Origin of the sequence: Isoptericola sp. NPDC058082 (genome assembly GCF_042885055.1) — a bacterium.
Taxonomy (GTDB): Bacteria; Actinomycetota; Actinomycetes; order Actinomycetales; family Cellulomonadaceae; genus Isoptericola.
Genome location: NZ_JBHVSQ010000006.1, coordinates 139,027 through 156,619 on the forward strand (window position 1 = coordinate 139,027; position 17,593 = coordinate 156,619).

At 72.6% G+C, this 17,593-nt stretch carries 21 protein-coding genes; 8 read left to right on the top strand and 13 right to left on the bottom strand.

Translation table 11 applies throughout. From position 1 onward, the window contains the following. Positions 1-208: 208 nt before the first annotated feature. The gene (locus tag ACFVS0_RS10735) at positions 209-1,063 is read left to right on the top strand and encodes a hypothetical protein (protein WP_430587941.1); all 855 of its coding nucleotides are present in this window, start codon (positions 209-211) and stop codon (positions 1,061-1,063) included. Between the two features lie 270 nt (positions 1,064-1,333). Here the strand turns inward: ACFVS0_RS10735 and ACFVS0_RS10740 are convergent, their stop codons facing one another. From ACFVS0_RS10740 to ACFVS0_RS10755, 4 genes are all read right to left on the bottom strand, one after another. Further along, the gene (locus ACFVS0_RS10740; RefSeq protein WP_430587942.1) at positions 1,334-1,642 is read right to left on the bottom strand and encodes a DUF1778 domain-containing protein; all 309 of its coding nucleotides are present in this window, start codon (positions 1,640-1,642) and stop codon (positions 1,334-1,336) included. 82 nt (positions 1,643-1,724) lie between these two features. Continuing rightward, on the bottom strand, positions 1,725-2,237 hold the full coding sequence (locus ACFVS0_RS10745; protein WP_430587943.1) for a GNAT family N-acetyltransferase: 513 nt from the start codon (positions 2,235-2,237) through the stop codon (positions 1,725-1,727). Positions 2,238-2,744: 507 nt separating this feature from the next. Next, entirely contained in the window at positions 2,745-2,987 is a 243-nt protein-coding gene (locus ACFVS0_RS10750; protein WP_430587944.1) for a hypothetical protein, read from the bottom strand. A 61-nt stretch (positions 2,988-3,048) separates the two neighbouring features. Continuing rightward, a complete protein-coding gene (locus ACFVS0_RS10755) occupies positions 3,049-3,609 on the bottom strand; it encodes a GNAT family N-acetyltransferase (protein ID WP_430587945.1) in 561 nt (186 codons plus the stop codon). A 127-nt stretch (positions 3,610-3,736) separates the two neighbouring features. On the opposite strand from ACFVS0_RS10755, the gene ACFVS0_RS10760 reads away from it, so the two are divergent. The 3 genes from ACFVS0_RS10760 to ACFVS0_RS10770 all read left to right on the top strand — a co-directional run bounded on the left by ACFVS0_RS10760 (position 3,737) and on the right by ACFVS0_RS10770 (position 5,588). Further along, positions 3,737-4,405, top strand: a complete 669-nt coding sequence (locus ACFVS0_RS10760; RefSeq protein WP_430587946.1) for a Type 1 glutamine amidotransferase-like domain-containing protein — start codon at positions 3,737-3,739, stop codon at positions 4,403-4,405. Positions 4,406-4,496: 91 nt separating this feature from the next. Further along, positions 4,497-4,820 (top strand): hypothetical protein, encoded by a 324-nt coding sequence (locus ACFVS0_RS10765; protein ID WP_430587947.1) that lies wholly within the window; start codon positions 4,497-4,499, stop codon positions 4,818-4,820. A 57-nt stretch (positions 4,821-4,877) separates the two neighbouring features. Next, on the top strand, positions 4,878-5,588 hold the full coding sequence (locus ACFVS0_RS10770) for a hypothetical protein (RefSeq protein WP_430587948.1): 711 nt from the start codon (positions 4,878-4,880) through the stop codon (positions 5,586-5,588). Here the strand turns inward: ACFVS0_RS10770 and ACFVS0_RS10775 are convergent. Both ACFVS0_RS10775 and ACFVS0_RS10780 read right to left on the bottom strand, forming a co-directional pair. Next, positions 5,570-6,169 (bottom strand): dihydrofolate reductase family protein, encoded by a 600-nt coding sequence (locus ACFVS0_RS10775; RefSeq protein WP_430587949.1) that lies wholly within the window; start codon positions 6,167-6,169, stop codon positions 5,570-5,572. The genes ACFVS0_RS10770 and ACFVS0_RS10775 overlap by 19 nt on opposite strands. Positions 6,170-6,234: 65 nt before the next feature. Continuing rightward, positions 6,235-6,726 (bottom strand): hypothetical protein, encoded by a 492-nt coding sequence (locus ACFVS0_RS10780; protein WP_430587950.1) that lies wholly within the window; start codon positions 6,724-6,726, stop codon positions 6,235-6,237. 194 nt (positions 6,727-6,920) lie between these two features. Between ACFVS0_RS10780 and ACFVS0_RS10785 the strand changes: the two genes are divergently transcribed. Beyond that, positions 6,921-7,394, top strand: a complete 474-nt coding sequence (locus tag ACFVS0_RS10785; protein ID WP_430587951.1) for a hypothetical protein — start codon at positions 6,921-6,923, stop codon at positions 7,392-7,394. 6 nt (positions 7,395-7,400) lie between these two features. Here ACFVS0_RS10785 and ACFVS0_RS10790 read toward each other — a convergent pair whose 3' ends face one another. Then, positions 7,401-8,465 carry a serine hydrolase domain-containing protein gene (locus tag ACFVS0_RS10790; RefSeq protein WP_430587952.1) on the bottom strand — a complete coding sequence of 355 codons (1,065 nt, stop codon included), beginning with the start codon at positions 8,463-8,465 and terminating at the stop codon, positions 7,401-7,403. Positions 8,466-8,549: 84 nt separating this feature from the next. On the opposite strand from ACFVS0_RS10790, the gene ACFVS0_RS10795 reads away from it, so the two are divergent. Next, positions 8,550-9,089: a PadR family transcriptional regulator gene (locus tag ACFVS0_RS10795; RefSeq protein WP_430587953.1), complete on the top strand. Its 540-nt coding sequence runs from the start codon at positions 8,550-8,552 to the stop codon at positions 9,087-9,089. Between the two features lie 98 nt (positions 9,090-9,187). Further along, positions 9,188-9,793, top strand: a complete 606-nt coding sequence (locus tag ACFVS0_RS10800; protein ID WP_430587954.1) for a PAS and ANTAR domain-containing protein — start codon at positions 9,188-9,190, stop codon at positions 9,791-9,793. A gap of 12 nt (positions 9,794-9,805) precedes the next feature. On the opposite strand, the gene ACFVS0_RS10805 is transcribed toward ACFVS0_RS10800, so the two are convergent. The 4 genes from ACFVS0_RS10805 to ACFVS0_RS10820 all read right to left on the bottom strand — a co-directional run bounded on the left by ACFVS0_RS10805 (position 9,806) and on the right by ACFVS0_RS10820 (position 14,566). After that, positions 9,806-10,507, bottom strand: a complete 702-nt coding sequence (locus ACFVS0_RS10805; protein ID WP_430551360.1) for an ANTAR domain-containing protein — start codon at positions 10,505-10,507, stop codon at positions 9,806-9,808. A gap of 72 nt (positions 10,508-10,579) precedes the next feature. Continuing rightward, positions 10,580-11,251, bottom strand: coding sequence for an ANTAR domain-containing protein (locus tag ACFVS0_RS10810; protein ID WP_430587955.1), 672 nt, complete (start codon positions 11,249-11,251; stop codon positions 10,580-10,582). Positions 11,252-11,323: 72 nt separating this feature from the next. Continuing rightward, positions 11,324-13,138 (bottom strand): choice-of-anchor I family protein, encoded by a 1,815-nt coding sequence (locus tag ACFVS0_RS10815; RefSeq protein WP_430587956.1) that lies wholly within the window; start codon positions 13,136-13,138, stop codon positions 11,324-11,326. 129 nt (positions 13,139-13,267) lie between these two features. Further along, positions 13,268-14,566, bottom strand: coding sequence for a glycosyltransferase 87 family protein (locus ACFVS0_RS10820; RefSeq protein WP_430587957.1), 1,299 nt, complete (start codon positions 14,564-14,566; stop codon positions 13,268-13,270). 114 nt (positions 14,567-14,680) lie between these two features. On the opposite strand from ACFVS0_RS10820, the gene ACFVS0_RS10825 reads away from it, so the two are divergent. Next, positions 14,681-16,015 carry an Nramp family divalent metal transporter gene (locus tag ACFVS0_RS10825; RefSeq protein WP_430587958.1) on the top strand — a complete coding sequence of 445 codons (1,335 nt, stop codon included), beginning with the start codon at positions 14,681-14,683 and terminating at the stop codon, positions 16,013-16,015. Positions 16,016-16,063: 48 nt separating this feature from the next. Here the strand turns inward: ACFVS0_RS10825 and ACFVS0_RS10830 are convergent, their stop codons facing one another. Next, positions 16,064-16,810, bottom strand: coding sequence for an SAM-dependent methyltransferase (locus tag ACFVS0_RS10830; protein WP_430587959.1), 747 nt, complete (start codon positions 16,808-16,810; stop codon positions 16,064-16,066). A 211-nt stretch (positions 16,811-17,021) separates the two neighbouring features. After that, positions 17,022-17,516 carry an NUDIX domain-containing protein gene (locus ACFVS0_RS10835; RefSeq protein ID WP_430587960.1) on the bottom strand — a complete coding sequence of 165 codons (495 nt, stop codon included), beginning with the start codon at positions 17,514-17,516 and terminating at the stop codon, positions 17,022-17,024. Positions 17,517-17,593: the final 77 nt, after the last annotated feature.

The window sequence follows — 17,593 nt, forward strand, 5'->3', positions numbered from 1 at the left end:
CTGGTGTCGAGCCGAGTGGCGGGCATCAAAGGCGGGGCCCCGAATCAGGTCCCGCCTTTTGGAGATGCTAACTGACGACGACGATGTGCAGAGGCTTCGGGCTGCGGAGGTAGCACATCTTCTTGGAGACGGTGACGCAGAATCTTCTATGGCTCTAATACAATCTCGGCTACTGGTCGAGAGCAATCCTCACGTTTCAGCGATTCTGATGTCGGGTCTCGCCGGTTTTCGTTTTGAGCACCCCGAAGATGTCGACACGATTCTTTCCGATGTCGCCTCCCGCGAGCCTTGGGCGGCTGTCTGCGTCTCCGGTGATTCCGACGGCGTCTCCGGTGATTCCGACGGCAATGACCCACGAGCTCGCGTACTGGTTTCTTTAGTGTTATGGCTCGCCTTTCGCGGGCAAACCGACTTTGCCTCTCAGGCCGCGCGGTCTTGGAGTGATGCGCCGACGAAGAGCGAGGCTAGCCGTTTCGCGTTGCATGAGGTTCGTGGCTGGTTGGCTCTATCGGTGCCCGACTTCGATGTGCGTGGCCGAGCTTTTCATTTCGCCGCCGCATCAGCTAGGGCTCTCGCGGATCTGGTTGATGAAAAGAATTCGGAGGAGCAAATACGCGGGGCGTTTCGTGGGGCCGATGCTCTGGTCCATGCTGTTTATTTTTCGAGTGGTGCGTATGGCGAGGGCGACGAATTGCCGTCACGTCCACCGGCGGGTTACACGCCCGAAGCGCTCCCGGTACTCGATGCTCTTGCGGAGCTTCGCCATCCGGCTATTGTCTACTACTTGGTGGAGACGGCTGGGCACTTGGCTAGTATTGACCCGAAGGGTTCGTTCCAGGTCGTCCATAAGGCCGTCCGGCCGGATGAACCGTTTGCGCACGATTCGCTGGCGGCAGATGTAACGGTGAGTTTAATTGAGCGGTACCTGGCTGATTATCGCGAGCTGGTGGTTTCGGATCAGGAATTGCTGTCCCAGATTCGAGCCGTCCTAAATGCATTCGCCAAGGCAGGGTGGTCGGCGGCGGTTTCTCTTTCCTATCGACTCGGGGCGGTGTTCCGCTAGGCGATGTTTTGCATTTCTCGCACTGGGGTGACTCTAGGTGCCAGCGCAAATTTGTGGAAGGCGTATCGGAGATGTTTCGATGTGCCCTGTGAGAAGTTTCCTTACTGGCTCAAGGCGCGGTTCCGCCGCGCTGCCGGCGCCGACGGCGCGGGGCCCCGCGCTTCGCTCGCTCCGCTCGCTGCGCGCACCCCACCCCGCGGGCCGGCCGCATGACGAAGGGCGGCCCCGGGTTAGTCCCGGAACCGCCCTCGAGTCGTGAGTCCTCGTTGCTCAGTGTGACGTGAGCTCCTTCTTGCCATGCTGCGGCGTCTCACGCCGGACTGCCGCGATCAGCGCAGCGAGCTCCGGGATCACCTGAGGCTCGCCGTCGAGCGCGGCGTCAACCTGGTCGAGCTCTCGCGGGGTCAGCTGGATGACACGGTCCCGGAGAAGCACCTCGCGGGCATGTTCCATCGCGGCGCCGAGCACGAACGCGGACACGTCCTGTTGCTGGGCTGCGGCTGCCTCGCGGATCGTGGCGAGTGCCTCAGGCGAGACTCGCATGTTTAGGCGTTCGGACCGCGCGTTTGCGGTGGGCATCTCTACTCCCTGTGCCAGGTGGGTCTGTGGTGGGCGCTGATCCACCAATGTGCATCCATCGTACGTACGTGGTGCGTACGGTTCAACTTGGATCCACAGTGGCGAACGTCGCACGGAGGTCCTTCGTGGTGAGGAAGAGGTTGAGTTCGTGGTCCAGGAAGCGCCGGAAGCCGTGCTTGAGGTAGAAGCAGGCGGCGTCCTCATGGAGCGCGTGGACGACGACGATCTCGAAGCCGATGTTGTCCGCCGCAGCCAAGAGCTTCTGCAGGGCGTCTAGCAGGAGCAGGCGTCCGGCGCCGTGACCCTGGTAGTCGCTGTCGACCGCGAGACGCGCGAGGAGCATCGCAGGGACGGGGTAGCGGCGGCTGCGTCCCGTGGCCGAAGCCGCATCGGCGGCAGACAGCTCGTACGTGCGCATCGAGTAGTAGCCCGCGATTCGGCCCTGCTGCTCGTCGAGGAGCAGTGTCGTCCGGACGTTGTCTCTCTTCTCGCTCTGGCCGGCGTACTTGGTGAGCCAGTCGTCGAGCTCGGGTTCGCCGCAACTGAACGGATGGAGCTTGAGGGCCGCCGAGTCGAACGGCTGCGTGATGAGCATCCTGCTGAGTGCCTTCCGTCCGCGGTGACGAGTGCTGCTGCGGTCACCATAGAGCCACGCGGAGACGCTGGGGCTGGCGCCGTCAGGATCGTCGCGTTCCGGCCCCGCACCGACAGCCGAGCATCCGGCCGGCTCCGGTCCGCATCAAGGGCGCCTGCGGCGTCGCTGCGCGATGGCCTGCGGCCACCCTTGACCCGGACCTTCGCCGACCTCTTGTGCTCCGCTATCGGGACGGCGCCTCCGAGTGTCCCCACCGGCTGAGGTGCCGACAGGTCGCCGAATTGCCTCCGTTTTGAACGGCGGATCGGTGCCGGCGGGTACAAGGCGGTCCAATGAGCAGCGCCGCGAAAGAGCAGGTCAGATGGCAGAACGACCCGAAAATGCAGGGGCGACCAACGCGCCGTTTTCAAGCCCACCGCTACCGCCACCCGAAGGGCCCCACCCGCAGCATGGTGCGGGTGGGCCCTTTGCCATTCCCCGCATTCCGCTCGGCCTCACGGCCCGCACTCAGTACGTGGTGCGCCGCCTGCCGATGGCGCCGGCGATGGCGACCGCCGTCGCGAACAGGGTCACGATCATTGCTGCCTCCATGATCGACGCATCGAGGGGAAGCATCGGGCAACCGGCAGGTACGTCGTCGTCCAGGCACGTGCGCCACGGCTGCATGAAGAAGACGACGGACACGACGCCCCCCAGTACGGCCAGCGCCGTGCCGCCGACGAGCATCACGGTCGACGCGCGAGTCCTCATCTGGCGACAGTAGGGGGCGGTCGGACCTCGGGCTGGGCGCCGGGCAAGACTTCACCCGGGACTACTCCTGGTCGAGCGCGTCCCAGTCCCTCCGGAGCAGCCCGAACACCCACGAGTCGGAGACGTCGCCGTTGACGACGCAGTCCTCGCGCAGCGTTCCTTCGTGCACGAACCCCAGTTTCTCCAGGACGCGGGCGGACGCCGCGTTGCGGGTGTCGGTCTCGGACTGGACGCGGTTGAGGGGCAGCGTGTCGAAGCCCCATCCCAGCAGGGCGCGCGCGGCCTCGGTCGCGTGGCCGTGGCCCCACATCGACTCGCCGAGGCAGTAGCCCAGCGTCGCGCTGCGGAAGTCGGGGTTCCACTCGAACAGGCCGCACCAGCCGACGAAGGCGCCGTCGGAGGTGCGGTCGATGGCCACCCGGGCGCCGGTGCCCTCCTCCTCGATCGTCCGGGACATGGCGACGAAGCGGTTGGCGCGGGCCCGGTCGGTCCACGGCGGGGAGTCCCAGTAGCGCAGCACGTGGGCGCTGCTGTGCATCGCGTACAGGGCGTCGGCGTCGTCGTCGGCGACCGGCCGCAGCCGCAGACGGTCGGTGGTCAGCGTGGGGGTGGGCAGCGGCATGCGCCCATCGTGAGCGAATGCGGTGCGGCCGTCACGGCGAATTCCCCGTCCGACCGCACGACGTCGCGCCGATGATTCCGCCGCCGTCGCACCGTCTGCAGGGTGTCCGTCGACCGAGAGGCGCACCATGAAGCTGCTGCTGACGTCCGCAGGCGTGCGGAACGCGACCATCCGCACCGCGCTGGACGACCTGCTCCCACGACCGGTCGCGGACTGCACGGCCCTCGCCATCCCCACCGCGCTGTACGGGCACCCGTGGGTGGGCCCGGGACGGAACGCCTGGAACTTCATCACCGGCACCACGGACCACATGACCGGCCTCGGCTGGAAGTCGGTCGGCGTGCTCGAGCTGACCGCGCTGCCAAGCATCCCCGAGGAGCGCTGGGTGCCGCTGGTGCGGGAGACCGACGTCCTGCTGGCCGCGGGCGGCGACGCCGGCTACCTCGCGTACTGGATGCGCCGCTCGGGCCTGGCCGACCTGCTGCCCACGCTGGACGACACCGTGTGGGTCGGGATGAGCGGCGGCAGCATGGTGATGACGCCCGCGATCGGGGAGGAGTTCGTCGGCTGGCTGCCGCCCGACGGCGAGGACGCGGCCACGCTCGGCGTCGTCGACTTCTCGATGTTCCCCCACCTCGGCCATCCCGACCTGCCCGACAACACGGAGGCCGCGGCCGAACGGTGGGCGGCGAGGCTCGGCGGGCCCGCCTACGCCGTCGACGACGAGACGGCGTTCGTGGTCGCCGACGGCGCCGTCGAGGTCGTGTCCGAGGGGACGTGGCGGAAGCTGGCCTGACCGGCGGGCGCTGTACCTTGGCCTGCGGCGGCCGGGCACCGGCCGGCGTCACCCGGCCCGACGGCCCCCCTCAGCAGGAGACCAGCACCGCATGACCACGCACCACGACGGATACCCGGACGAGCAGGGACCGAGTCCGCTCCGCGCAGCAGCGGTGGTCGGCGTCGCGCTCATCCAGGCGGGCCTCGCGGGGCTGTTCGTGACCACGTGGTGGCGCCACGTGCAGAACGTCGTCGAGTCGCCGGAGGTGCTGCCGGCGCTCTTCCGGCTGCTGTCCGCGGTGCTGTTCGTGTGGGTCGTCGTCGCGGAGGTCCGCGGGCTGGTGCGCGGACGGCGGTCGCCGCTGCTGGTGGTCTCGCTCGGGGCGGTCGCCACCGTCGTCGTGCTGCTGCTCGAGGTGCTCACGCCCCGCTGACGGTGCCCCAGGCAGAAAGAACCTGACGGAGCGGCCGGGCACCGGCGATGCTGAGGCGTGCTCCCGACGTTCGCCCCCGACGCCACCGCCGACGACGCCCGCGCCGCCCTCGAGGCCGCCGGCTGGCGGGAGATCGGGACCGGCGACTGGGCGTGGGTGCTCGCGTCCCCGGACGGCACGCTCGCCGCGCGCGTCACGCCGTTCGACCCGGCGTTCCGGATGTTCGCCGACGCCTGCCTCGCCGGACCGCCGAACCCGTTCCTGGTGCGGGTGGACGACGTCGTCCCGCTCCGCCACCGCGGCTACGTCGTCGTCATGGAGCGGCTCCACCCGGCGGACGAGGGCCGCGCCCGGGACCTCGTCGCGTCCCTCGGCATCACGAGCGCGTCCGACCCGACGCCGCCCGCCGGCGCGAGCGCCGAGCTCGCCGACCACCCCGACGTCGTCGACCTGCGCCGGCGGATCGAGGACCTGCTCGCCGCCGGCGCCCGCCGCTACCGGCTGTGGGGCGGCGCGGACATCCGGCCCGGCAACATCCTGCAGACCGCGGACGGCGAGCTCCGGCTCACCGACCCCGTCTTCGTGCACGGCCCCACGGTGTTCGAGTCCATCCGCGACGGCCGGGCGGACCTGCTCGCCGACTTCTCCCGCGCTGACCTCGAGGACTTCCTGCGCATCCCCGCCTTCGTGCCCGGACCGGACACGGACGCGCTGCGTCGCGCGCTCGACGGCCTCGTGCTGAGCGACGCTCAGCGGACGACGTCGTAGACCACGTGCACCGCCGTCGTCGACGGCGTCGCGCTGCGCTGCACCAGGGCGTGGCGGTGGCCGCCCACGAAGAGCGGCGTCCCGTCGCCGAGGACGACGGGGGAGAGGTGCAGGCTCAGGACGTCGAGCAGGCCGGCGTCCAGCGCGGAACCGACGGTCGCGCCGCCGCCCATGAGGACGACGTCCCGGTCTCCGTCGCCGGCTTCCGCCGCCTCACGGGCCTGCGTGACGGCGTCGCGCAGGCCGGTGGTGACGAACGTCCAGAACGCGAGCCGCGTGCGTACGGGCGGGTTGCTCGTGACGACGAAGAACGGAGGCCGGCCGACCTCGCGGGCTCCGTAGCCCACCTCGTCGTTCCAGCCCTGCGGCCCGTCGACGACGTCGAACAGGTTCCGCCCCAGCACGACGGCGCCGCTGCTCGCCGTGGCGGAGCGCAGCTGCTCCCGGTCCACCGGGTCGTCGCTGAACGCCCACGTGTGCAGCGCCTCGCCGCCGTCGCCGAGGCCGTTCTCGGGCCCCGGGTTCGGCCCGGTGACGAACCCGTCCAACGAGATCGAGATGTCGCCCACCACTCTGGTCATGGATGGCGGACCGCTACGACAGCGCGAACTCATCGCCGGCCCGGGGTCGGCGAGGGAAGGGGCCTTCAGTCGACGATCCCCACGACGGCGAACGGGTCCGGTGCGCAGGACGCGCTCGGGTCGATCTCGCAGAGCGTCTTGGCGCCCTGGAGGTCGACGGAGATCCGCGCCTCGCCGATGGGCATGTCGTCCGGCACTCGGACGGTGGCCTCGGCGGCGCCAGCGTCGTCGGGATCGAGAACCGCGACGCTGGCGGAGTAGTAGCGGCTGCCGAGGTCGTCATTGCCCGTCCCATCCACCCGCGAGCCGATCGAGATGCCGTACCGGGCACCGCCCGGCAACGTGGACGAGCACTCGGCATGGTGGCCGACACCGCTGACCACGACCGTCAGCTCGTCGCCGGGAGCGACGCTCGTCGGGTTCACGACCGGGTCCTCGGGGGAGCAGTAGGCAGTGGGGCGGAGCGCGTCGGCGAGGCCGCCGCACCCGGCGAGCACTGCTGTCACTGCGACGAGGCAGGTGGCGAGCACGCTCCGACGTCGGCTGGTCCTCGACATGGCACGAACGTAGCGGTCCTCGACCGTCGGTGGGGATGTCGAGGAGGGATCGCGGCGGCAGGGCGTCGTCGCGCCGGGCCGCCGTACGATCCGGGGAGCCCGCCCGAGACACCGGAGTCCAGATGCACCCACGACCGTCGTCTTTCCTTGTCCCCGCACCGCGGTCGTACGACGCCGCCTGGACACGATGGGGCATGTGGTGGCTCCCGCTCGGCCCGGCGCTCGTGGCGTGCTACGCGACGGTGATGGTGCTGACGATCCTGGTGCTGGAGCCGCTGGCGGCGATGCCCGGCATGACCCAGGCGGAGATCTCCGGGGCCCTGGCGGCGGCGGGCTGGACGGTGGTGGGCAACGTCCCGTTCCTGGTGGCGTGGGCCGCGCTCGGGGTCGGGCTGTCGGTCGCGGGGTGCGCCGTCGCGCTCCGGCGGCGGGTGGCCCCCGACACCGCGGTGGCGTGGCAGCTCGCCGTACTTGCGCTGGGCGCGCCGGCGTACTTCTGGGGCAGCTTCGGCATGGGCATGAACCTCGCCGACACCTTCATGATCACCGGCGGTGACCACTCCGCCGTCCCGCCGGTCCTGTACGCCGTCAGCGGCGGGGCGCTCGTGGCGCTGGTCGTGCTCCAGGTGCCGCGCGTCGTGGTGCGGGTACAGGTGCGGCGCGGCTGACCGCCCTCACCGCTTGGCGAGCAGCCGCGCGATGCGGGCGTGCGTCATGAACGACTGGTTCATGCGCCGGTAGGCGTGGAAGTTCAGCACCACGTGGGCGTCCTGGCGCGGGTAGAAAAACAGGTGGGTGGCGAAGTGCCCCAGCCCGCCGACGGGCTCGGGCAGCCCGCGCAGGAAGGGCGGGGTGAACTCACCGAACCGGATCGTGACGGTGCCGGCCCCGTAGTGGATGCCGCGCCGCAGCCGGTGCCGGGGCCGGCTCATCCAGGCGAGCGTCGCGGGGGAGACGAGGCGGCCACCGTGCAGGGCGCGCTGGAAGGCCACGAGGTCGGACGGCGGGGCGACGATGCCGCCGCCGGCCCAGTCGAGGCTCATGCTGAGGGCGCGGCTGAGCTCGTGGTCGCCGATCCAGAACGGCGCGACGTCGAGGGCGGCGAGGTCGTGGGGCGTGCCGGCGTCGGTGTACGGGGTGGAGCTGCGCTCCATCCCCGCGGGGGCGAGCACTCGTTCGTGCAGGACGTCGTTGAACCGGCCCCCGGTGACCTCCTCCACGACCCTGCCCAGCAGGACGAAGCCCGGGTCGCCGTAGCAGAACCGCTCGCCCGGACGCCCGACGGCGGGGTGGCCGCGGACCTCGTCGAGCAGCGTCGCGGGCGTCCACCGCCGGTCGGGCCGCCCGGCCGTGACCTCGATCGAGTACGGCGTCTCGCGGAGGCCCGACGGCTCGAAGAGGTCGGGCAGCCCGCTGGTGTGCGTGAGCAGGTGCTCGACGGTGACGTCGGTGCCGAGGTCGACGCCGGGGGCCGCGGGGAGGCCGTCGAGGTCGCTCCCCGGGAGCACCTTCCCCACGGGGGTGTCGAACCCGAGGCGCCCCTGCTCGACGAGCGTCGCGACGAGCGTGGCGGTCATGACCTTGCCGACGCTGGCCGCGTGGAACGGCCGCGACCCGCCGGACTCGAGCTCCAGGCCCGGCGCGACGACGAGCACCTGAGGCGGCGGCATCGACGGGCGCCGTCGGGCGATCCTGTCCAGCGCCGACCTCAGGCGGTCGACCTCGCGTGACGTGCTCATGGCTCCTCCTCCGACATCCCCTACCTGTCTCATAGACATGTCTACTAGACAGGTCTATGAGGGTCAACGGTCTAGGGTCGGACCATGGCGCACGTGATCCTCGGGCTGCTCCTGCTGCGGCCGGCCAGCCTGTACGACCTCGTCAAGCACTTCGAGGCGTCGGTCTCGTTGTTCTACAGCGCCAGCTCGGGCAGCATCCGGCGCGCGCTGGAGACGCTGCTGACCGGCGGGCTCATCGAGGTCGCCGACGTCACGCCCGGCGCGCGCGGCCGCAAGACGTACCGCGTCACCGACGCCGGACGCGCGGACTTCCGTGCCTGGCTGACCGGCCCGGTGACGGGTCCCGACGCGGAGGCCGCCGTCCTGCCGCGCCTGTTCTTCCTCGGTCTGCTCGAGCCGGACGAGCGCGCCGCCGTGCTGCCGCGGCTCACGGCACGGGTCGAGCAGGACGTCGCGCGGCTGGAGGCGCTCGAACAGCGGCTCGCCGTGCAGGAGGTCCCCGACGAGCTCGGCGAGATGTTCGCCTTCCAGCGCGCCACCCTCGACTACGGCCTCGCCTCGGGCCGGTTCGCCCGCGACTGGTTCCGCCGCTACGGGCGGGAGCACGACGCCGGCACGCCGTGAGCGACAGGTGGTGCGCTTGCTATTGTCGTGCCGCCGGTCAAGCAGTGGCCGGTCCGCTCTGAGCAGTGTCGGAGGCGACTGTGCCCACAGACACCACCGTGACCGGTGAGCCCTCGGGCCTCCGTGCCCCACGCCTGGTGGGCTCCTTCCGTCTCGACCTGTCGTCCGACAGCTGGACCTGGTCGGACGGCGTCTTCCGCCTGCACGGCTTTGAGCCGCACGAGGTGGTGCCCACCACGGACCTCGTCCTCGCCCACACCCACCCGGACGACCGCGACGACGTCCGCGCCGCCCTCAGGACGGCACCCGCGACGGGGGCGTTCTCGAGCGTGCACCGCATCGTGACGGCACGACGCCGCGAGCTCACGGTCGCCGTCGTGGCCAGCGCGGAGGACGACCAGCACCGCGACGAGGCGGCGGGCTACTTCCTCGACCTGACCTCGGACGTCGCGAAGCGGGCCGGCGCGCGGGCCTCCGCCGACATCCGGGCGGCGGCGACGACCCGCGGCGTCATCGAGCAGGCGAAGGGCGTGCTCGCCGTCGTCTACGACGTCGAGATCGACGCCGCCTTCGAGCTGATGAGGTCGGCGTCGAACGACCACAACGTGGCCGTGCGGGACCTGGCGAGCGCCGTCGTCGACGTCGCGCACCGCCGCGACGTCGACCGCCGCGCGACGCTCGACCGCGTGCTGCGCCGCGGCTGACCGCGGGCGCGATCAGTCCTCGGTCCGGCGCGTCTCGACGGGCCCGGTCTCGTCCGCGAAGCTGAGCCGCCGCGCCACCACGTCCTCGGCGACGTCCTCGAGCGCGCTGCCCCGCCCGAACGCGTGCGCGCGCAGGACGGCGAGGGCGTCGTGCGGCTGGAGCCGCAGCTGCGCGGACACCATGCCCGTGGCCTGGTCCACGCGCGCCCGTGCGGACCAGCCGACCTGGTCGATCTCCCCGAGCACGGCGGTGCCGATGGCGTCCGCGAGGAACTGCGCGTCCTCGACGTCCCGCGCCAGCACCCGCCCCGGGCCGACCACGAGGCCCAGCACCCCGACCGGCTGGCCGCCGACGTGCATGGGGATGCCGAACCACCTGCCGTCGCCGGCGGCCTCGCCGGCGAGCTGCGAGAACACGGGGAACGGGTCGTCGTCCCCGAGGCCGAGGGGCGCGGAGACGATCGTGTCGTGCTCGAACGCCTGCCGCCCAGGACCCTCGCCGAGCACCTCCTGGATGCCTTCGACCCGCGCCGCGACGGCGTCCGTGCTGGTCACGGCAACCGGCTCGCCCGCCAGGGTGGCGAGCGTGAGGCTGCCACCCTGCGCGCCGAGGATCGTGGTGCACGCCCGGCACATCCGCGCCGCGACCGTCGCGTCAGGGTCGAGTCCGGCCAGGGTCCGCGCGAGCAGGCCCAGCAGCTCGGAGGTGTTCACCGATCGCTCCGTCCTGTCGCCTCCCGGCCAGTGTGGCACCGATAGGCGATGCACACGGAGCGCGACGCCGGCTCAGCGGTCGAGGTCGCCGATGACGTCGCCCTCGCCGCCCAGGACGAGGGTCCGCACGATCGCCTCGGCGACCTCCCGCTCGGTGAGCCCCCGGCGGTCCGCCGCCGTGTGCAGCACGGCGCGGGCCTCGTCCTCGGGGCAGTCGTTCGACGCCATGATCGCGCCCACCGCCTGCTCGACCGTCGCCCGGTCGGTCATGGTGCGGTACAGGCCGGCGACGGCGTCCCCGAGGTCGGCGAACTGGAGCTGGAGACGCACGGCGTCCGCCGCGAGCGCGGCGTGCCCCACGGCGGCGTCGACCAGGCCGGCGGGCCAGTCCCCGGGCGTGCGGCTGTACACGTTGATCGCCACGCGCGCGCCGGGGCCCACCTCGGCCGGGACGGCGAGCGCCTGCACGAACCCCTCGGCCTCCGCGGCCGCCTGCCAGGCCTCCCAGCCGGGCACCATGTCGGCGAGCCTCGTGGTCAGCACCGTGCCCCGCCGCATCGCGTCGATGCAGGGCCCGGTGTCGGCGCGCGCCTCGGCCTGGTCGCAGCGGCCCGCGCCGGGCGTGCTGCTTCCGGCGCGCAGCGAGATGCCGTGCTCGCGCAGGCTGATGCTCGCCTCGACGTCGTGGCCGAGCACGGCCGCGGCGCGGATCGCGCACTCGTCGAGGTAGCGGGACAGGGTCATGGGCGTCACGCTACCCGCGCGCCCCGACCCCGTCCCGCGGGTCTCCTCGACGGTGCCCGTCAGCGGTGCACCTCAGCGGCGACCGACCAGCCGGTCCACCTGGAAGAGCGTCGTCGTGCCGGAGACCTCGTTCGCGACGGCGAGCAGCGGCCGGTGGGTGGGGGAGTCCGACGCGGGAATGAACGCCAGGCCCTCGGGGCCCAGGTCGCCGGCGCCGGCCAGCGCGTCGGCGGGGGTGGCACCGTCGTCGATCGCGTCCTCGACGGACACCCCGTAGTCGCGGTTCGAGACGTAGGTGACGAACGCGGCCCGCTCGGGCCGCGTGATGTCGTAGACCACGACGCCGCCCGCACGCTCCAGGCCGACGAAGGCGTACGTGCGACCCGACACCTCGCCGATGGTGAGGTTCTCCGGCTCGGGGCCCTTGTCGTCGCTGCGGCCGTCGCCCTTCGTCTCGGTGTGGTTGGTGTTGAACGCGTCGCCGAGCGCGTCGGCGGTGACCCGCTCGAGCTCGTCGCCGGAGTCGAAGACGAGCTCGCCGTCGGTGCTCCAGATCGAGAACGACCGGCCGCCGAAGGCGTACAGCTCCTCGTAGCAGGAGCCGTCGGCGCGCAGGCCGGACGCCGTCGTGACGTTCAGCCGGCCGAGGTCCGCGTCGCCGAGCAGGCCGGCGGCGGGGGAGTCCTCGCACACGGGCGCGAGGCCGTCGTCGCCCAGGTCCTTGACCCGCGCGGGCTCGACGTAGTCGCCCCACTCGCGGGCGTCGCCCTCGTTCGCGGTGACGAGGTAGGTCTGGCCGCGGGAGGAGTACGACGCGATCCCGTCGGGCATGTACAGCCCCCGGACGGGCACCTCGCGGACGGCGGCCCCGCCGTCCTTGTCCGAGGGGCCGATGCCCTGCCCGGGCACGGAGTGGTCCTTGCTGCCGAGCGACCACAGGTCGGTGGTGCGGGCGCTGCGCAGGTCGACCTCGGCGACGGCGTTCGCCTCCTGGAGCGCGACGTACGCGGTGCGGGAGTCTTTCGACACCGTCACGTACTCGGGCTCGAGGTTGCGCGACACACGGTGCTCCAGCGACCCGTCCGGGCCGGCGACGTCCGGCCCGAAGACGCGGACGCCGTCGGGCAGCCGGTCGCCCTCGAAGGCGTGGAACGTCGCGGTGCGGACCGCGGCCTGGCGCACGGCCGGGGCCTTCCGCCCCGAGACGCGGTCGGGGAGCGCGACGACGGAGACGGTGCCCTCGGGGTCCACGCCGAAGTCGTCCGCCGGCTCGCCCTCGTTCGCGACGACGGCGCTGCGGCCGTCGGGCGTGATCGTCACCATGTCGGGCAGGGCGCCCACGCGCCACGCGCCGATCGCCTCGCCGGCGCCGGCGGCGTCGAACAGCACCAGCCAGCCGTCGGAGACCTTGTCGGGCGACTCCACCGCGACGACGCCGAGCCCGTCCGGGCGCACGGCGACCGAGTTCGCGACCGCGCCGTCGGGCACGGTCGAGCCGTCCGCGGCGCGCACCCCCGTCGTCTCGAGCGCGAAGAGCCTGCGGGGCGACGACGGGCGCCCGACGTCGAGCACGGTCACCTCGCCCGCCTGCGCGTTCACGGAGAACAGCCGCTCCGAGCGGGCGTGGTAGGCGACGATCTCCGCCGCGGACTCGTCGAACACGCCCGTGGCGTACGAGCCGAGGGGCGTGAGGGCGACGCGGGCGTCGTCGGCCGACAGCGCGACCGGGTCGGCGACGACGCCGGCGCCCGGCGTCACGTCGCGGTGGGCCGACGCGGTGAGCGCGACGGGCACGGTCAGCGTGACGGCGAGGGCGGTGGCGCAGCCGGCGACGACGGCGCGTCGCGGGGTGCGGGGGAACAGGGTGCGGGGGAGCGGTGTGCGCAAGGGGTCCTCCGGGGCCGGGGCGCGCGCCGAGCGCGCCGTCGGGGTGACCGTAGGGAGGACGATGGCGGCCCGGGGGGCTCGGGGTGAACGGGCGCCGACCCGTCGGTGAACGACTGCCTCGCGGGCCGCTCAGGCGGGTGTGCCGGTGTCCGTGCGCACGCCGTCGCGGCCGAGCTGCACGATGCGCCACACCGCGCCGGCGAGCAGCACCACGAGTGCCAGGTTCCGCAGCCCCTCGACGACCACCATCGCGGGCTGCCCGCCGAGGAACTCGCCGTACGCCACCGGGTAGACGATCTGCGTGCCGAGCGCGGCCAGCAGCACCCCGACGGCGGGCGGCCCCCACAGCCGCCGCGTGCCGGGACCGGCCAGGGCGACCGCGGCGGCCAGCGGCGGCCCGATCCACGCCACGAACTGCGGCGAGCCCACCTTGTTGAACACGATGAGCGACAGGAGCAGGGCGGCCGTGCTGAGCAGCAGGACGTCGCCGGCGTGGTCGGGACGGCGGCGCGCCGTCCACCACGTGAGCGCGGCGATCAGCAGCACCGCGACCGGCAGCAGCCAGTCGAGCAGGGTCGCGACCTGCCGGGCGGTGTCGCCCTGCACCTCGTAGGTGAAGATCACGTCGTTGTAGTCGATCCGCACCGACGGGTCCCACAGCCGCGCCACGCTGAACCAGGTCGCGAACACCGACTCCGCCTGCAGCGTGCGCGCCTCCTGCTGGCCGAACACGCTGAACGCGCGCTGCCCCGCGCCGCCCGCCAGGGCCAGCCCCACCACCACGAGGCTGACCGCCGCGCCCGGCACCACGACCTGCCGCAGCACGTCGCGCCAGCGGGCGCGGGTCGCGGCCAGCGCCACGACCACGGCACCCGGCGCGATCTTGATCCACGCGCCCGCCGTGGCGACGGCGGTCGCGAGCGTGGGGCGGCGTGCCGCGACCGCGAGGGAGATCAGGATGAGCGGCGCGACGACACCGTCCAGCCGGCCCAGGAAGATCGGCCCGAGGGCGAGCAGGAAGGCGAGCCACCACCAGGCTCCGAGCACGCCGCGCGGCGCGGACCGCACCAGCACCACCGTGGCCACGGCGTTCAGGGCCACGACCATCGCCGTCCAGACGATCTCGTAGCCCAGCAGGCCGTCGGTCACGAGCGCGGGCAGCGTGACCGGGACGAGCGCCCCCGCGGGGTACACCCAGTCGTAGTCGAGGACCGGCCACTGCCCGGTGTCCAGCCCGTGGCGGGCCCACCACTCGTAGAGCGTGACGTCGCCGTAGATCGTGTAGCCCCAGGTGATGGCCTGCCCGACCACCCAGGCGTGCACGGCGACGAAGCCGAGCGCCAGCAGCCACCGGGACCTCAGCACGGCGCCGAGGGGACCGGGGGCGTTCCGCGCGGCGGAGGTCTGCGTGGATGGCACGCCCGACATGGTGACAGACCAGGCTCACCGCCGCCCCGGAGCCTCCACGGGGATGCGTGATGCGGGTATGGACGTCTAAGGTTTCGGATAGCCGAAATTTCTCGATCCCACCCGGAGGACCGCATGAGCCGACCGACCCTCGATCGACCCGCCCAGGGGGTGCGTCACGCGCGCCTGGTGACCCTGCTCGGGCCGGCGTTCGTCGCGGCCATCGCCTACGTCGACCCGGGGAACGTCGCCGCCAACCTCACGGCGGGGGCGCGGTTCGGGTACCTGCTGGTGTGGGTGCTGGTCGTCGCCAACGTGATGGCCGTGCTGGTGCAGTACCTGTCCGCCAAGCTCGGGGTGGTCACCGGGCGGTCGCTGCCCGAGGTGCTGGGCGAGCGACTCTCCCGGCGTGGCCGGATCGCCTACTGGGCGCAGGCGGAGGTGGTCGCGATGGCCACCGACGTCGCCGAGGTGATCGGTGGCGCCATCGCCCTGCACCTGCTGTTCGGGGTGCCGCTCGTGCTCGGTGGGATCATCACCGGCGTCGTGTCGATGCTGGTGCTCGCCGTGCAGCAGCGCCGCGGCCAGCGCGTCTTCGAGACGGTCGTGACGTCGATGCTCGGGGTCCTCACCGTGGGGTTCTGCGCCGGCCTGTTCTTCTCGCCGCCGGACCTGGGCGCGGTGCTCGGCGGGCTCGTGCCGCGCCTCGACGGCCCGGAGTCGGTGCTGCTCGCCGCGTCGATGCTCGGCGCCACGGTCATGCCGCACGCGATCTACCTGCACTCCTCGCTCGCCCGCGACCGCGTGCGCCACGACGCCCGGGTCGAGCGTCGCCACGCCCTGGCCGCGGGAGCCGAGGGGCGCGACGACGTGGTGGCGGAGGACGACGTCGCCGTGCCGGGTCCGCCGTCGCCGCCGGTGATCCGTCGCCTGCTGACCGCCACGCGGTGGGACGTCGTCGCCGCGCTGGTGCTGGCGGGCAGCGTGAACATCGCGATGCTCCTGCTCGCGGCCGCCAACCTGCCCGGCCGCACCGGCACCGACTCGATCGAGGGCGCGCACGCCGCGATCGAGTCGTCGCTCGGGCCCGCCGTCGCCGTGCTGTTCGGCGTGGGGCTGCTGGCGTCCGGGCTGGCGTCGACGTCGGTGGGTGCCTACGCCGGCGCCGAGATCATGTCGGGCCTGCTGCACGTGCGCGTCTCGCTGCTCGCGCGGCGGCTGGTCACCCTGGTGCCCGCGATCGTGCTGCTCGCGACGGGGGTGTCGCCCACGTGGCTGCTGGTCGTGAGCCAGGTGGTGCTGAGCTTCGGCATCCCGTTCGCGATGGTCCCGCTGGTGCGGATCACGCGCGACGCCGGCCTGCTCGGCGGCTTCCGCAACGGCCTCGCCACCCAGCTCGCGGCGTGGGCGGTGGCCGCCGTCATCGTGGCGCTGAACGTCGCGCTGCTCTGGCTGACGTTCACCGGCTGACGCCGACGGCGACGGGCGGGCCCTGCGGCCCGCCCGTCGCCCGGGCGGCTACCGCGCGATCAGCGCGAAGACGCCCCAGCCGAAGTGCGTGCGCGCCCCGGCGGCGTACTGCTGCGGCTCGGTCGCCAGCAGGCGGCGGACCTCGTCGTGCAGCTCGTCGTCCGGGTGGGCGTCGGCCCAGCGCCGCATGGTCAGCCACTGGGGCGTCATGTAGCGGTCCCAGGACTCCTCGGTCGCGCAGACCATCTCGACGACGTCGTACCCCAGGGCGCCGAACGACGCCAGGAGGTCCGGCAGCGTGAGGTAGTCGTCGGCCGACCGCACCCCGCAGGCGGCGAGGGCCTCCGGTGTGGTGGGCACCGTGCGCCAGTACGGCTCGCCGACCAGCAGCAGGCCCCCGGGTGCGAGGCTCCGTCGCAGCAGGTCGATCGTGCCGGGCACTCCGCCGCCGATCCACGTCGCGCCGACGCACGCGGCGACGTCCACGGGCTCGTCGACGACGTAGCCGGACGCGTCGGCCTCGACGAACCGGACCAGGTCGCCCACGCCGAGCTCGGCGGCGCGCGCCCTCGCGTCGCAGACGAAGTCCGGGTTGAGGTCCACGCCGAGCCCGGTGATCCGGTGGTCACGGGCCCAGGTGCTCAACAGCTCGCCCGACCCGCAGGCGAGGTCGAGCACGCGAGCCCCGGCGGGCAGCTCGAGGGCGACCCCGAGGCCGGCGAGCTGCCCCTCGGTCAGCGGGTTGTGGATCCGGTGGCGAGACTCCCGGACGGAGAAGATTCGAAGGTCGGACATGGTGATGCTCCTTGGACGGTTGCGACAGGGTTGCTCGGGTGGGAGCGGGCGGTTCCGCTCACCGACGTCGAGACCGTCATCGGGCATCAGGTCCTTCCTGGTGTCGCCCTGTCGGCCGGCGGCGCAGGGCGTGGCTCCGTGCGAGCCGGTCCCGACGCTACGTCCACCACGGTGCGCGGGCCAGGGAATTCCGGGCCCGCGCCCCCTCGCGCTACCGGCCGAGCGTGGCCTCCAGCCGGTCGACGAACGCGGCCTGGGCGCTGACGAGGAGCCGCCGCGCGTCGTCGGGCCCCCACCAGGCCACCCGGTCGATCTCGGGCACCTCGATCCGCTTCCCCGACCGCAGCGGCCACTCGATCTCGACGGTGTTGCTGCGGACCTGGTCCAGGTCCGGGCCCGGCGCGGGCCACTCGCGCGCCCACGCGAGGACGCGCTTGCCAGACCTCTGGCGGACCTCGCCGAGGTCGATGTCGGTGCTGACGCCGGGGGACGACGGCGCGGGGAGCGGCAGCCCGAGCTCCTCCGCCGCCTCGCGCAGCGCGGCGGCGTGCGGCTCCTCGTCGGGTTCGAGCTCGCCCTTGAGCACCGTCCACGCGCCCTCGTCCTTGCGCGCCCAGAACGGTCCGCCCATGTGCCCGAGCAGGACCTCGAGGCCACTGTCGCCCGTGGTGCGGTAGAGCAGGAGGCCTGCGCTCGTCGTCGCCATGGTCTCAGTGTGACCCGGGGCTCCCTCGAGGGGCCCGTCCTCCCTCGACGCAGGGCGTGAGACGGAGTATCGCTTGA

What these genes read in the sequence shown, in the direction of transcription:
- ACFVS0_RS10830 (WP_430587959.1), bottom strand. Translation starts at nt 16,810, where the DNA reads ATGTCCGACCTTCGAATCTTCTCCGTCCGGGAGTCTCGCCACCGGATC.
- ACFVS0_RS10755 (WP_430587945.1), bottom strand. Translation starts at nt 3,609, where the DNA reads ATGCCGCTGCCCACCCCCACGCTGACCACCGACCGTCTGCGGCTGCGG.
- ACFVS0_RS10825 (WP_430587958.1), top strand. Translation starts at nt 14,681, where the DNA reads ATGAGCCGACCGACCCTCGATCGACCCGCCCAGGGGGTGCGTCACGCG.
- ACFVS0_RS10750 (WP_430587944.1), bottom strand. Translation starts at nt 2,987, where the DNA reads ATGAGGACTCGCGCGTCGACCGTGATGCTCGTCGGCGGCACGGCGCTG.
- ACFVS0_RS10765 (WP_430587947.1), top strand. Translation starts at nt 4,497, where the DNA reads ATGACCACGCACCACGACGGATACCCGGACGAGCAGGGACCGAGTCCG.
- ACFVS0_RS10780 (WP_430587950.1), bottom strand. Translation starts at nt 6,726, where the DNA reads ATGTCGAGGACCAGCCGACGTCGGAGCGTGCTCGCCACCTGCCTCGTC.
- ACFVS0_RS10810 (WP_430587955.1), bottom strand. Translation starts at nt 11,251, where the DNA reads ATGACCCTGTCCCGCTACCTCGACGAGTGCGCGATCCGCGCCGCGGCC.
- ACFVS0_RS10785 (WP_430587951.1), top strand. Translation starts at nt 6,921, where the DNA reads ATGTGGTGGCTCCCGCTCGGCCCGGCGCTCGTGGCGTGCTACGCGACG.
- ACFVS0_RS10740 (WP_430587942.1), bottom strand. Translation starts at nt 1,642, where the DNA reads ATGCCCACCGCAAACGCGCGGTCCGAACGCCTAAACATGCGAGTCTCG.
- ACFVS0_RS10775 (WP_430587949.1), bottom strand. Translation starts at nt 6,169, where the DNA reads ATGACCAGAGTGGTGGGCGACATCTCGATCTCGTTGGACGGGTTCGTC.
- ACFVS0_RS10795 (WP_430587953.1), top strand. Translation starts at nt 8,550, where the DNA reads ATGGCGCACGTGATCCTCGGGCTGCTCCTGCTGCGGCCGGCCAGCCTG.
- ACFVS0_RS10835 (WP_430587960.1), bottom strand. Translation starts at nt 17,516, where the DNA reads ATGGCGACGACGAGCGCAGGCCTCCTGCTCTACCGCACCACGGGCGAC.
- ACFVS0_RS10745 (WP_430587943.1), bottom strand. Translation starts at nt 2,237, where the DNA reads ATGCTCATCACGCAGCCGTTCGACTCGGCGGCCCTCAAGCTCCATCCG.
- ACFVS0_RS10735 (WP_430587941.1), top strand. Translation starts at nt 209, where the DNA reads ATGTCGGGTCTCGCCGGTTTTCGTTTTGAGCACCCCGAAGATGTCGAC.
- ACFVS0_RS10820 (WP_430587957.1), bottom strand. Translation starts at nt 14,566, where the DNA reads ATGTCGGGCGTGCCATCCACGCAGACCTCCGCCGCGCGGAACGCCCCC.
- ACFVS0_RS10760 (WP_430587946.1), top strand. Translation starts at nt 3,737, where the DNA reads ATGAAGCTGCTGCTGACGTCCGCAGGCGTGCGGAACGCGACCATCCGC.
- ACFVS0_RS10790 (WP_430587952.1), bottom strand. Translation starts at nt 8,465, where the DNA reads ATGAGCACGTCACGCGAGGTCGACCGCCTGAGGTCGGCGCTGGACAGG.